Raw genomic sequence first — 13501 nt, forward strand, 5'->3', positions numbered from 1 at the left:
TCATCCCTCCTTACAGACTCACTTGCACGCCGATGATGGCATGCTCAATGGCGCCCGCAAGCTTCACGCACACGTAAATCGGAGGCGCTTGCCGCTGCTGAATTTGCTCCTGGGTAAGGGTGGACACTTTCTCAGCAAGAATCTGGTAGCCCTTGGACAGGTTTGCCCCCGGCGAAAGCGTCAAAATCTGCGGCCCGTTCCAGACACCCGGCGCCAAGAAACCGGTCTCGACGGCCTGATCGCAGACGACGCCGATGACATTCATCAATGTCGTAACGCCGGAGTCAGTCAGTGGGATCTTTGGCGCCGACACAAGTGCGTTCATGACAGCCGTCTGGATATCGACCGTGAGCACATCAAGGTACAAGACTTGGTCCAGCGGTGTCCCGTCAGCCATGCGACCTTGTACGAGCAACTCATAACCGTTGCCATAAATCGTATAAACGTTGCCGTTCCACCCGAGAATGTTGTTCACCTGTTGCGTAGTCAGGTTATCTGGCTGGACACCCACCAGCGACTTGTACGCCATGGTGAAGGCGCTGTTCGCAAGCCCCGTATTCGACCCCATGGCAAGCCCCATAGCCGCAGCACCCGAATACTGCTCCGTCGCGGAATACACGCCGAAGGACCGACTATACTTCGCCCCTTGCAACGCAGACATGATGTTGGGGGTGGTACCGGAAGCGACGGCTGTATCCGACGTATCGTAGAAGAACATCGTCTGCGGCTGCGCGCTTTGCACGTACTGTGCGATCGCTTCGATGTCGCTATCAGCCGCCCCGCAAACGTACACCCCGTACCATCCGTTGCTCGCGGCACGGCATGCCTGTACAGCCTCTAGCGCGGTCTCAGGTACGGTGGCGTCCTGGCGACCGATCATGACTTTGGTGGGCGCAGGTGACTGTGAAAAATAGACCTCTGCCGCCAGAAACTCAGGCTCTGTGCCTTTCCATCCGCTACCGAGCATATCTGTGGTGCTGCTATACGTGGCAATACGCTGCGATGTCGGAATGACCGTCGACGTACCGACGATCAATCCCACATTGAGCGACGGTGCCGCGGGTAAGGACGGCGAAACGCTCACGGTCACATTGACGATATTGCTTAGCGATTGTGCCGTCACATAAAGCACCTACCCTTCGATGATTTGGACGCCTTCGCTTTCGTCCTCTGATGCTACCGTGACGTCGACTTCCGCGATGTACGGCACGCTTGTCTGGCGGATAACCAGCTCATAGAAGTCAGCGAAGAACGTCACGCGATTCCACCACTGACCGTTAAACAGTTCCGGCACCCTGACAGGCATTGGGACATCAGGGATGAGGGACAGATTGTTGGCGGCAAGCATCTGCGTCGTCGCGTCACGATAGAGCGACGCACGGACCAGATCGGCATTCGACCACGCATTCGGTCCGTAAAACGTCCACGTGGCTCGAATTCCCACCGTGTAGACCTGACTGACTTGTGCGTTCGCAGCGTCCAACGGGTCGTATTCCGTTTGGATCTGACGCGTGTACGAGTTGTCTGTGTACTGCACCATCAGGAAACAAACATCGTCTGCGACCTGCCACCCTGGCGACCCGTCCGTCGGCCAGCCGATGCGCACTGCAGATGGATCGGTCGTGCCGAGTGCTTGACCTGTCCATGATTGAAAAAAGTCTTCGAGTTGTTCGAGGGACAACACAGTATCCGCCATTACGGCGTCACCTCTGAAGATGGATCCATCTTGACGGCGATCGCCTTGTAGTAGCCGTAGTCCGCGTAAGGCACCACCTGCATCACGCGATAACGATTCCCGCGCCACAGGATCTCGTCCGAGGTGCCGGACGTGGACGTGATCAGGATAGGCGCTGTCGTGTGCAGTCGTATCGCGCCGCGCTGGCGGTCGCCCTCGGGGATTTGCTCCAACTCCGTCGGGTCTGGCATGTCTACAACCCCGCGTACCGTGAGCGCTGTTTCGCTCGCGACCCAACGTCCGCTGACCCAACTACCCGACTTCCGATAGATCGTGACGTCCTGCGCTAACCGCCCAGTAACCACTCGTCCTACGTTCACGGCGCATTCGCCACCACATAGGTGATTGAGTTGCGGAGATTGCCGGTGTCGATGTTCGGCTGGTCGCTCCCTTTCCCCTCGATGAATTTTCGGCCGCGCTTATCGGGCTTGCTCCCGTGAATGGTCACTGGCGAGTTTGGCGGCCACATGTTGAGCGGATTCACGAACCAATCTTTAGCTGCTTCGACACCGAGTTCGCCAGCTCGATGAAGCGCAGGCATTGGATCACCACCATCCAATGCGTTAACAGCTGCTTGTCGAAGCGGTTTTGCAATAATGTCCTTGTAATGGTTAATTGCTGGCTCCAAAATTGGCCGCGGGGGTATGCGCCAGAGCGGAGACCCGTGTTCGTAGAGATAGAGTTGGTAGGCGGCGCTGTACGGCATCGTCTCCATGTTGGTTAGGAAGCGCTCGAAGTCACGCATGATGGGCATGCCACCGGGTGTCAGCCCCATGTATTCATCCATGGCATCGCGCATTTCCTTCCGTCGTACACCGTGAGTCAAGACGTACATCAGCTGAGCGTTCGTTATGTTGGGGTGGTTGCCGTCTTGGCCTTCAGGAATACCAACATACACATCGGTCTTCTCAAGCGACCGCAGCGACTGTCGCACCTGTTTGGTCAAGTCCTTCGAACTTGTCACCTTCGCGAGAGCCTTGAGCACGCGCCACCACTCCCTCTCACCACACGTACATGCCGCCCTTCCCGATGAGCTTGCCGTACGTGACCAACTGCTGACCGTAACTCGTGAGATTCCACGCCGCCCATCCGTCAACCGTAGCCAGCGACAAATCGGCTGAGTAGGAGACGTCGCCAACCGATTCACCGGTGATGACGCCTTGGGCTCGCCCTGCCTCGAGCACGGCAGCGGCGCCCCCGTTGGGATCGGCCTGGCTCTGCAGCCAAAGCGTGCAGAAGTGCGCCACAAACCAGCCCATCGCCAAGGGCCAGACGCTACGCCATCTGGCTTGCTGGAGACAGGCGTTCGCCATGCTGATGAACGTCTGGATCACGGATGGAGGCACGACATAGTTCCCATTCGAGTCCGGACCAAATTGAGGGAACATCGAGAGGAAATCAGACACGCCGTAGGGCGGGTTGGACCCGTTCCGCAGATTGGAGCCGTCGCCGAACGCATAAAAGCCGTAGGCATCCATGAACGTCGGATTGATGCTCATCGCCCATCACCCGCGATTCACGATGCCTTTGCGGCTTCGATCGCTTGCGTCAGCTGCTCCTTGCTCATCTTGGTGTAACCCGGAATACCGAGCTCTTTCGCTGTAGCCCGCAGTGCCTTGAGCTCCGGATCAGCGGCTGCATTCTCAGCCTTCACCTCATCAGCTTTGGAATCGACGCGCATGACCGTTCCTTCTTCTTCGGCCCACTTGAACATCGTCGATTCCGCGACCCAATCCGGCACATCCGAAAAATCGAGCGCCCGCACGAAAACGGGCGCCTCCGCCTTCTGGGGATGGTCGAACCGCAACGCCTGCCGCGCGAAGATACGCATGATGTCGCCTCCCATCAGATACCGTCCATGTAGACCATCGTCTGCGTGTAGAGGACCTTGACCTGCGAGAACTGCACCGCATATGCCGTCATATACGCCATCTCGGTCACCATTGGCTGCGTCATGACACGCGACAGCGGCACCGTCAGGTCGAAATTCACGCGATCCTCGTCGTTAACGTAGGCCACCAAACGGTCCTTACCGCCGACGCCCGCGCCGATGCACCAACGGGATGGATAGATATACAGGTCCACGCCCTGGTTGTGGGCGAGGTTGTTCTCGAGCACGTAGTCCAAGATCGAGCGATTGCCGGCCTGAGACACCAGTTCCGTCGCGATGTAACCGTACTGTGCCGGCGGAATCAAGATGTGGTTGGCCATGCCCGTCAAGTCGTACTGGCTGTTCGCCCAGGTTGTCTCAATGACCGTATTGATGTCAGCCAGGATTTCTTGTGGCGTCTTATTGGCCCAAGCCGACTGACCGCTCGCACCGTTCGGAGCGGCCATCGCCGTGATCGACGGGTTGTTGACCAGTCCGTAGATGCTTTGCGACGGCAGACCGACGTACACGATGTTGTCGATGGACTTGTTGTAGTTCAAGCGGATACCCTTGTCGAGAATCTCATCGAGTGAGCGACCGATCCCCTGCAGTTTCGCTTGGTCCACAAACGGGACCTTCAGGATGTTCGAGAAGGTGAACACCTTCCAGATATCCTTGGAGATATTGGCTTGCATCACGGGGATGTCGTTCGTCTCGCCGCCGATGATGCCGCCGTCCGAACCGCCCGTCGTGGCGTAATCGACGAAGTACTGGCCGCTGTACTCGACCCAGCCGCCGCCCGTGCGGGCCACGATATCCCGCGGCCACGTGACACTTTGCAGAGGTTCGAGCAGTCGGGGATCCCGCTTTTCGAGCTCAGCATTCAAAAACGCCAAGCCGCTCGCAATGGCGGCGTCATTCGTGACCACACCGCCACCGAGACCATCCACGGTGTATGTCTTCAAGCCAGACACAACTGCCATGCGTGAATACCTCCCTTAGTTGACCAACTCGCGACAATGGCTATCGTTACGGCTTGTTGCGGTTCAGGATTGTGATTTCCGCCGTGTTATTGCCGTCGATCTTGCCGGTCTTCCACACGGCATTCGGGATCAGGATGTTGTTCGTACCATCCGCCTGAGCCTCAAATCCGCCGACCACCGCATTCGGATACGAAGCATTCGCTGCGACGCGGATGTAAACAGCCCCTCCAGCGGTGGGCGTACCGAGCTGGCAGGTCACCGTGACGCTACCGCGCTCGATGACGTCGCACGGGTCGCCGGGGTTGTACTGCGTGATCCCATACGGCGCACCCAGATAACTCGTCGCCTGCTTGACCTCGCGAATGGCGACACCCGCGAAATCCGCGGCAGTATTCGACGCGCCGAACAGGGAATACGTATTGTCCGCATTCAGCACCACAGGCGCGCCAAAGGGGATAGGGTTCGTATCCGTCGGCCGCACCGGACGATTCACGATCACTGCGTCTTCGCTGCGCGACACGTTGCCCGGATAGCCTAAATTCAGCGTCTTGCCAATCACACTGCCCGGCATAGTGTGCATACCTCCTCTGTTGGGTAAACAAATAGGGCGCCTAATGCCTTCGCGACATCACTGCGCCCGATTCTTGTAATGCGGATTGTACTTCTTCGCCCATTCACGGCCGAGATTCGGGTCCACCGCAAAACTCGGAGCTTGCTTCTGAGCGGCGTCCTGCGCAGCCCGCTTCCGCGCGCGTTCAATCTGCGCATACGTATTGGTCTTCGGCTTGCCTTTGATGGCCTTGATTGCGGCATCCGCAGCACGCTTGCGCTCCGCAGGATCCGGGATGGCCGCAATGATGGGCTTGATGGCTCGAAGCGCCGCAATCTTATACGCCGTGTCGAGCGTCGCAAACCCGTTTTGCGGCCGATCTTCCTTGGGTGCCACAGGACCTTCGTCCGGATTTCCGTCCTGAATCATCTCAGGGTCGATCGTGTGGCTCTCCTCGTTCTCGTCCTCGCGCGGAGGCGTATCTTCGGGATCCTCCATCTGCGCGATGGCGTCATCGATGAGCTCTTCCGCAGACTTCTCTTCGGTGTTCTCGTCCTTTGCCAGCGCTTGCTTCAGCATCTCCTCAAGCGCAGCGAAGCGTTGCTCAAATTGCGACTTCAGCTCTTCGATGGCCTTCACGTCCTCGGGGGTGTCTTCGTCGTTTGTCGCTGCTGGGTCCTCAGCCTTCTCTTCGGCCATCGCATCCACGGCTTCCATGATGTCTTCGGGTTCCGCGTCCTGTGCAAAGTGCTTCAGGCCCATGGCCGCCAAGAAATCCGTCACACGCGAGCGCTTGCGCGCCGGCAACTTCAGCTTCGTGCTCATACGATCTTGTGCCTCCTTCTTGTCGTTTGGCGTAATAATCTTGCCGTCCTTGTACTCATATCCCTCGCTCAGCAGCCGATTCGCGGCAGATGCTATCCGCTTGCCGATAATAGACCACTCTTCTGGCGTGTACTCACCATCCTCGCGCTGGCCGGCCCGATTGAAGTACTGGACAGCTGGTTCGATGTGCTCCCGGTCGATGGGATATTTATAGTTCACGGGATCGCCGTACTTCTCGCGGTCCTCCGGGTAGCCTTTGGGCGGCGAGCGATGCCCGTCGCTCTTCGGCGCAATCCCATATTTCCGGGACGCCTCTGTCGTTTCGTCGTCTACATCCGGCTTCTGGTCCAGGATTCGCACCCTATCACCAGCTCTGCCGGCATACACCACAGCCACATGGTTGCCGACGATATTGCGCTGCGAGTAGGTGCCGTCGCCGTTGTCAACGTAATCACACTCGTACCCGGCCGACACCTCGCGCTTACCGGCCCGAATCTCCTGGATGAGTTGCTCGTCATAGATGACAAGGTCGGCCAGTAAGAGGTCACTGTTCTCGCCAGATCCGCGCCGCACATTTTGCACTGCGCCTTTGGCGTAGAGGTGGGCGTTCTCGGGTGTCACCACGGATGGAGGATGGTCGTCCGTCACAGGTTTGCCCTCGAAACTTGCCATGGCTGCAGGTGCAAACACCTCTTCAGGAGACCGATAAACTTTCACGACCCGATCTCCATTCGATGTGTCCGCGCCGATCTCGCTCGCCCAGTACTCATACCATCCCGTACGGGCGATGGGGACGTTGTGCGCGACCAAAAATCCTTCTGGCGTCATGGTCTGGTTGGGCGAAAAGCGCGAACCATAGTACGCCCTAGCCGTACGCATCACCTCCCTTCAACGGACCCTTTACCCAGCCATGCTCGGCGACCAAATCGCTTCAAACTCCTTCCGCGTCATCAGACGAATCGCGCCATTTCGGTACACCTTGCACGGCCACTGCACAAAGTCGAGGTCAATCAGCGGTTCGGGATAGCAGCGGCAGTTGAAGATACAACCTGCGTGATAATGCCCGTAGCTGCGCTCATGCGCCAACTCCTCCGGGCTCGGAGGGTCATCCCACGCAACCAGCACCTTGTCCATGATACGGTGGCTCTCGCGCACACGCGCGTCCTCCGACGTCCGCCAGCGATACCATCGGATCCCGAGGATTTCGCTCCGAGACTGCGTGAGCGCCGTCGCCGTCTTGTTGGTCTCGGTACGCGCGATGAGGTTCGCTTTGACTTCGGAGATGTGGGGGTAAAGCGAGAGGAGCTCCTGCGCGATATCGGACGCCCGGAGGCCCTCGAATGACCGTCGCATGATGTGCTCCGTCATTTCGCGCGCAATGTCCGCAGGGACGGAACGGATGAGCTCCGCATTCCTGCGCACCTGCGCCACGACTGCACCGCCTAGCGGGCCCTGCAGCTCGCGTTGAAGCGCCTCATAGATCATGCGACCTTGGCTGTTCACCTTCGCCGCTTGTCGCCACGTCCGGCCTGCGTCCGTGAAGAGATGCGTGACCATCTTCATCGCAGCGGCTTCGGCATACCGGACGAACCACGCTTCGTTCATGGCAGACTTCAAGCGCTCAATGATCTCGCTTGGATCCTCTAAGCCAGTCAACAAACTTCCGAGCTGCCGTAGCGCCGCTCGAATCGCCCTGCGGTACTCCATCTCGATGCGCATTTTCGGCGCCCACAGCGGATAATGCCGAGGATAGCGGCGAGAAGGCATCGTCCGGGATCACCTCACCTGGCGACGTGCCTTCGTCGGCCGCCGCGATCTGTTCATCCGTGATGTTCGTGAACATGCCCGTCGTATCCGACATCTGACGCAGCTCTTGCAGCGCCGTTTTCTGCGAAATGATGCCGGCGTTGTACAGGTTGACGAGCGCATTCGTCTTTTGTTCGACGAGGTCCGCCATGTCCTTGTCCGACGGATTGCGAATGGGGTTGAACGAGTAGTCCAGGTCGTCCGGGATCGCGCCAAACTCCGACATGCACATCACAGGCAACAGTTTATCGAGCACCGGCGCCAGGTACGTCTCCTGCGCCTGCTGCACCGTCTCGTAGTAGTGCTGCAAGTCGCTCTCGCCAGTTGCGTTCATCCCGGCCGGCGACCGCCCGAAGAGGCGCGTGACAGGGATTTGACACGCGCCGGACACGTCCATCATGAACGACTCGTAGATCTCGTTGAGGCCAGCAAACGTGTATTGAAATTGCTGGAACTCGTCGTCTTTATCCATCACGTAAATACCCATGTTGGACATGAGCCAGTTCTGGGCCTGCAGGACGTTGTACAGGTCCGTCTGCGCTTGCTGGTCGCCCAGCGCCAGCGTCTGCCCCAAATCGGCCATTTTCATCACGCGCAGATTCGCAAGGAAGATGAGCGACGCGATGTTATAGGACGTGTTGTCGCGCTTGCGCAGCTCCTCATAGACCACCTCGACCTCGGACAATCCCCAATGAACCTCGGCAAGCCGCTCCCAATACGGCAGGTCGCGACCCGTGAAGCGGAGGATACGGCTGTGGTGAATCCGAAGCACCCGCCCATCCTCGAGCGTCATCAGGTAGTACATCGGCAAACCGAATTCGAGGTCGTTGATGTCCTCAACGAGTTCCTCGCTCGGATACACGCCTGTCCAACGATCCACGATCTGCAGGCCTTTGAACGACCCAGGCATGATGGTGTCATAGTCAAGCGGCTCATCGAGGATATCCTCGTGCCCTTCGATGAGCATGAGGCCCGCAGCACCCCCGTACAGGCGCCCCCACTTGAGCCCTTGCAGGATCTTCTGCTTCAAGTGTTTCGCACGCCACATGCGATTGAGCTTGTCGAGCGCTTCCGGAGGGATCTGCGTATGGAGGGTGATCCAGTTGCGGCACATATCCTCGGGGATGATGTCGACCACGCGCCGCACAATCCAGTTATTGCGATATAGGCTGTTGAGCAACTGATAGTTTTGCGTCAAACGCGTCAGCGGGTATTCCGTTCCCTCGATGAGGTTCGGGGTACCGTAGCCGAGGCGCGCAAGAGGGTTGCTAAAGGCATCCATCGTGACCACGCGCGAAAGCACCTTCGCAAATTCATCGAGCGTAAGGCCTTCGGGTTCACTGGATGGGGCCTTCAGTGTTCGCATAGATTTCACCCCCCTCGCCTCAGATTGCATGGAGTCGCCGCGGACTGACCACCGTCGCAACGAGATAGCGCATGGCGTCAACTGCATGGTCGTTCTGCTTGACCGGTTTCTCCTGACCGCGTTCGGCCGCCTTCTCGTCCCACACGTAGCCCGAAATTTCTTTGATGAGGTTCTTGCATCGGTCACGATTCACGCGCAATTTCCGCTTCGCGATCATCGTCGACGTCATGCGGATACCTTCCAGCACGTCGTTTTCAGCGCTCTTGACCAAGAAGCCGCGGCGCCGCAGCGCTACTTTGAAGCTCGCCGCCGACGGGTCGACGATGACAAAGCGCGGACGGTCTGCTCCGACAAAGCGGATAAGGTCGTCCGCGTACTCCGCATCCTCTTTCTGCCGCCCGTGCTCACGCCCGCTGTGGTAGTACTCATTGACGACCCACAACGTGTCACCATCATCCAGGCAGTCGAGAAACACCGTGGCGTTCTGCGTGCCATAGTCCACCGACACGTATCGACGCGCTACTGTCTTCAGCCCCGGCGGCATGTCATCATCCGCGAATGTATTAAGCGTGTCATCCCACATGTCGTACACAGCGCCTTCCGCCATGACCCACAGCCCGAGGATGAATCGCTTGTACCAGAGACCCGTGTATTCGCGTTTCAGTGACTCCACGTACGCCGGATCGAGGTTCGGGTTATCGTCAAGCGTGAAGCTCCAGGACGTCATATCGAGTTCCGCGTTGTCGAGATATTGCTCCTTGAGCCAGTGGTATGGGCTATCAGGGTTCGTTGTCCCAAACAGTTTGGCACCAGGCACAGACAGACGCGATAGGAGCATCTTGAAGAAGTTCTCCGGCCAAAGCGTCAGCTCATCGCCGTACGCGCCGGCCAACGTCATGCCTCGGATTTTGCCCTCCGCTCGCTCATCGTTGGCCCCGGCGACGTAGATTTTGCGACCGCAAATGTAGACCTCGCCCTCACCCTTGTTGTAGCGGTACAGTCGCGGCCCGAGGATCTGCTCGAGCACGTCGAGGATGTTGCGCTTCAGGGTTCGCTCGGTCTTGCCGACCATAAGCAGGTCTCCAGGCGGACCTGTGGCAATGTAGTCCAACCAGCGCACCATACTGGCGATCGTTTTGCCGCTTCGCACAGCGCCTTCCCAGATGTTCAGCCGCGCCGTCGAATCGCGAATTGAGGCCATCTGTTTGTCGCTAAATCGCCCCCAGGTAAAGCTCATGGCCTCGAGCTCTCCCGAATCGCCTCGACAAGCCCGCTCAAGCTATCGAGATCACGTCCGTCTCCGGACAGCAGACGGTGTTTCAACTCGATGAGCTTCAGCTTGCGCTCTTGCACGCGCGTGAGCGCCTCCTCGATGCGCTGAATGGTGTTCAATACGGGCTGCATGACGACGGTCTCTGACGTCTTCGTGCCGGTCTCGTCCGCAGACTCGCTACGGACGAGCTGCTCTACGCCGAGATCTTCGCTTTGCCGTAATCGCTGAATCCGTTGAAGCATGCGCCGTTCTCGAATCTCGGTTAGACGGATTTCGTTATCCAGTTGCACGAGTGCATCGATGTCGATCGCGTGAAAAAGTACGCGTTCCGCGTCGTCCAGCGTGTCCAGCCATATCGTTTCATACTCGCCTGTCGTGACCGCGTTTTTGTTACCCCGCAACTTTTCCGGCGGCGCGCCAGTCGACTTACCGCCATGCATGCGGCATCGCCCATTCGCCATCGCGTTGCTTTGACACGGTGTCCCTTTACGCGTCTTCGCACCACACTTTGCCATTTCACCACCTTCTTACACGCATGAGGTTCGTTTCGCGCGTAGTTGTCGTTGCCGTTCGCGTTTCACGTATTCCCAATTCGTCGTTTCGTCGCCTGTCTCGCGTATCGGTTGCGCCACATAGCGCGTTACCCGGTCGGTCATCGTGTCATGCACAAAGTTCCCGTAGCGCTCCATCACGCACCGGGGCAAGGCGCATTTCGCACGACTCCCGGATAGCCGCGTCATGTACACACACGGGTAACCCTCCTGGCATAACACGATTCCGACCTCCTCCGCGTCAACGAAAAAGGCCGCCCCGTAGGGCAGCCGAATCGCTCATCTCGAATTTTGGGTGCACTTCTCCAAGGGCATTGTAACATGGGGTTTCCGCACGAAATCCGCATAATTTCCGCACACTTCACTGGGAATTTTCCAGATATAGAGTGAGACCAAGTAAGTCCGCTACGGCCATAAGCGCTTCCGACCGCTGTTTTTCGAAATATCGCATGCCGTAGCACCACCGCGAATCCGCACGCAACAACGCCTCATACGTCTCCTCATTCGTCAGTTGCTCGCGCCCCATATACTGATCGCCTCCTGATACCGTGGCAAGCCGGCTACCACACGCTCGACGTCCCGAACAAACCACTGCATGTACCGCAGCTTTCCGTCGATTTTCTCGACCAACGGCCAGGTCGATCGAAACCCCGGCGCGTGGATGGTATCTGGGTGCTGTGCATGCTCGTAGCCTGGCACGGGCTGCAGCTCTTCACGCGGAACCGTACCCGCGTTAAGCAACTGCACGAAGCGTCGATACACCGCGAAATACGCTTGCACCGCTTGGCGAGTGCGTGCCTTATCCACCACGTACGTCGTCAACGCTCACACCCCCACGACCGCGGACTCGGAACGCACGCGCTCAATGCGCGCCTTCAAGGCCTCAATCAGCCGCTCTTGCGCATCCGCTTTGCCTTCCAAGGCCTCCATCACGTCCTCGTCCACACTGTCCTCGACCACCAGGTGATGCACGATCACGCGTTCCGTTTGCCCTTGACGGTGCAGGCGCTTATTGGCCTGCTGGTACAACTCCAAGTTCCACGTCAAGCCGAACCAGATCACATGATTGCCGCCTTGCTGAAGATTCAGGCCAAACGCCGCGCTGGCCGGATGCGCCAGCAAGACGTCGATCTGCCCGGCGTTCCAGTCGTCCTCGTCTTGCGGCCCACGCAACTGTCGCACACGAAGACCGGTCTTCGCCAGCGCCGCCTGTAAACGCGCCGCGTCGTGCTGAAAGCCGTAGAACACGAGCGCCGGTTTACCGTTCAAGGCTTCGACGAGTTCCAAGAAAGCCTCCAGCTTGCAGTCATGAATCGGCACGACTTGACGCTCCTCGTCGTACACCGCGCCGTTACACAGCTGCAGCAGTTTCCCGGTCAAGACGCCTGCGCTGCCAGCATCTATCGTGTTCTCGTCCACCCGCAACAACATGTCTCGCTCCAACGTCTGATAAGCCCTTCGCGCCTTCGCATCAAGGGCCACCGGCACCGTGACATACGTGATCTCCGGCAGCTCGAGATAATCCTCCGCCTTCATGCTGATGGCGATGTCGCCGATGAGACGCCGGATGACCTCATCCGCGCCCGGCTTCGGCGCGTAGCTCCAGATGTGCTCTCGGTCCCGCTGATCCGGGTCGAAGTATCGCTCGCGAAACCCAACGAACGACTTGCCCAAGCGCTCGCCCTGGTCCAGCAGGTAGACCTGCGCCCACAGGTCCTCAAGCCCGTTCGGCGCGGGGGTGCCGGTCAGTTCTACAATGCGCTTGATATGGCCCCGCACCAGCTTCAACGCGCGAAACCGCTTCGATTTCGGGTTCTTGAACGACGTCGACTCGTCGATGACCACCATGTCGAACGGCCACGCGTTGCGATAATACTCGACTAGCCACGGAACATTCTCGCGATTGATCACGTAGATATCAGCCGGCGTATTCAGCGCCCGAATCCGCTTCGTCTGTGACCCAAGCACCGGGACGATTCGCAACAAGCGCAAATGATCCCACTTCCGCGCCTCACGAATCCATGTCGACTCGGCCACCTTCTTCGGGGCGATAACGAGGACCTTCGATACGGCGAACCGGTTGTACTTCAGGTCGTTAATCGCGGTTAGCGTGATCACCGTCTTGCCAAGGCCCATATCAAGCATGAGAATTAGCGCCTCGTCCCGAATCACGCGTTCGATGCAGTAGCGCTGATAGCTATGCGGCTCGAACTTCACGTGCCTTGCACCTCCTCGATGAACGCGTCCACGCGCTCCTTGCTGTCCAGGACGTACACCGCAAAGCCCAACGCTCGAATCCGTTCCTGCTGCACCCGCTGGAGCGGCGTCGGCCGCCGCCCCGGCGCCTTCAGCTCCACGAACACCGCCCTGCCGCCAGGCAAAAGGACCAGTCGGTCAGGCACACCGGCATTGCCCGGCGACACGAATTTATAGGCTCGTCCACCCAACGCAGCCACGCGCTTGCGCAGGTAGGCCTCGATGTCGCGTTCTCTTACCATCGTCGCAAAATCTCCTTGCATACGTTTCGAACCTTCTGCACTCT

At 58.6% G+C, this 13501-nt stretch carries 16 protein-coding genes; all 16 read right to left on the bottom strand.

The genetic code is table 11. From position 1 onward, the window contains the following. Positions 1-10 precede the first annotated feature (10 nt). Positions 11-1132: a DUF3383 family protein gene (locus AS26_RS04675; protein ID WP_062306576.1), complete on the bottom strand. Its 1122-nt coding sequence runs from the start codon at positions 1130-1132 to the stop codon at positions 11-13. Beyond that, on the bottom strand, positions 1133-1696 hold the full coding sequence (locus AS26_RS04680) for a phage neck terminator protein (protein ID WP_062306578.1): 564 nt from the start codon (positions 1694-1696) through the stop codon (positions 1133-1135). Further along, the gene (locus AS26_RS04685) at positions 1696-1926 is read right to left on the bottom strand and encodes a hypothetical protein (RefSeq protein WP_062306582.1); all 231 of its coding nucleotides are present in this window, start codon (positions 1924-1926) and stop codon (positions 1696-1698) included. Before AS26_RS04685 ends, AS26_RS04680 begins: the two co-directional genes overlap by 1 nt. Before the next feature lie 125 nt (positions 1927-2051). After that, positions 2052-2720, bottom strand: coding sequence for a phage virion morphogenesis protein (locus AS26_RS04690; RefSeq protein WP_062306584.1), 669 nt, complete (start codon positions 2718-2720; stop codon positions 2052-2054). Between the two features lie 16 nt (positions 2721-2736). Continuing rightward, complete coding sequence (locus AS26_RS04695; RefSeq protein WP_217997429.1) at positions 2737-3234, bottom strand: DUF4054 domain-containing protein; 498 nt, start codon at positions 3232-3234, stop codon at positions 2737-2739. Positions 3235-3251: 17 nt separating this feature from the next. Then, positions 3252-3566, bottom strand: coding sequence for a Rho termination factor N-terminal domain-containing protein (locus AS26_RS04700; RefSeq protein WP_245629618.1), 315 nt, complete (start codon positions 3564-3566; stop codon positions 3252-3254). 14 nt (positions 3567-3580) lie between these two features. After that, positions 3581-4588 (bottom strand): DUF2184 domain-containing protein, encoded by a 1008-nt coding sequence (locus AS26_RS04705; RefSeq protein WP_062306589.1) that lies wholly within the window; start codon positions 4586-4588, stop codon positions 3581-3583. Positions 4589-4634: 46 nt separating this feature from the next. Then, positions 4635-5159, bottom strand: a complete 525-nt coding sequence (locus AS26_RS04710) for a structural cement protein Gp24 (RefSeq protein ID WP_062306592.1) — start codon at positions 5157-5159, stop codon at positions 4635-4637. Positions 5160-5216: 57 nt separating this feature from the next. Further along, positions 5217-6842: a DUF2213 domain-containing protein gene (locus tag AS26_RS04715; protein WP_062306595.1), complete on the bottom strand. Its 1626-nt coding sequence runs from the start codon at positions 6840-6842 to the stop codon at positions 5217-5219. A 21-nt stretch (positions 6843-6863) separates the two neighbouring features. After that, on the bottom strand, positions 6864-7568 hold the full coding sequence (locus AS26_RS04720) for a phage head morphogenesis protein (protein ID WP_169793469.1): 705 nt from the start codon (positions 7566-7568) through the stop codon (positions 6864-6866). 16 nt (positions 7569-7584) lie between these two features. Then, positions 7585-9135 carry a phage portal protein gene (locus tag AS26_RS13765; protein ID WP_157068444.1) on the bottom strand — a complete coding sequence of 517 codons (1551 nt, stop codon included), beginning with the start codon at positions 9133-9135 and terminating at the stop codon, positions 7585-7587. Between the two features lie 19 nt (positions 9136-9154). Beyond that, a complete protein-coding gene (locus AS26_RS04725; RefSeq protein WP_062306600.1) occupies positions 9155-10372 on the bottom strand; it encodes a PBSX family phage terminase large subunit in 1218 nt (405 codons plus the stop codon). Further along, complete coding sequence (locus AS26_RS04730; protein ID WP_281176943.1) at positions 10369-10923, bottom strand: HGGxSTG domain-containing protein; 555 nt, start codon at positions 10921-10923, stop codon at positions 10369-10371. The genes AS26_RS04725 and AS26_RS04730 overlap by 4 nt, the downstream gene beginning before the upstream one ends. Before the next feature lie 543 nt (positions 10924-11466). Further along, positions 11467-11781, bottom strand: a complete 315-nt coding sequence (locus tag AS26_RS04735) for a hypothetical protein (protein ID WP_062306606.1) — start codon at positions 11779-11781, stop codon at positions 11467-11469. A 3-nt stretch (positions 11782-11784) separates the two neighbouring features. Next, entirely contained in the window at positions 11785-13176 is a 1392-nt protein-coding gene (locus AS26_RS04740; RefSeq protein WP_062306608.1) for a DEAD/DEAH box helicase, read from the bottom strand. After that, positions 13173-13457 carry a PDDEXK family nuclease gene (locus tag AS26_RS04745; RefSeq protein ID WP_062306610.1) on the bottom strand — a complete coding sequence of 95 codons (285 nt, stop codon included), beginning with the start codon at positions 13455-13457 and terminating at the stop codon, positions 13173-13175. The genes AS26_RS04740 and AS26_RS04745 overlap by 4 nt, the downstream gene beginning before the upstream one ends. Positions 13458-13501: the final 44 nt, after the last annotated feature.

This window comes from Alicyclobacillus sendaiensis NBRC 100866, assembly GCF_001552675.1.
GTDB classification, from domain to species: domain Bacteria; phylum Bacillota; class Bacilli; order Alicyclobacillales; family Alicyclobacillaceae; genus Alicyclobacillus; species Alicyclobacillus sendaiensis.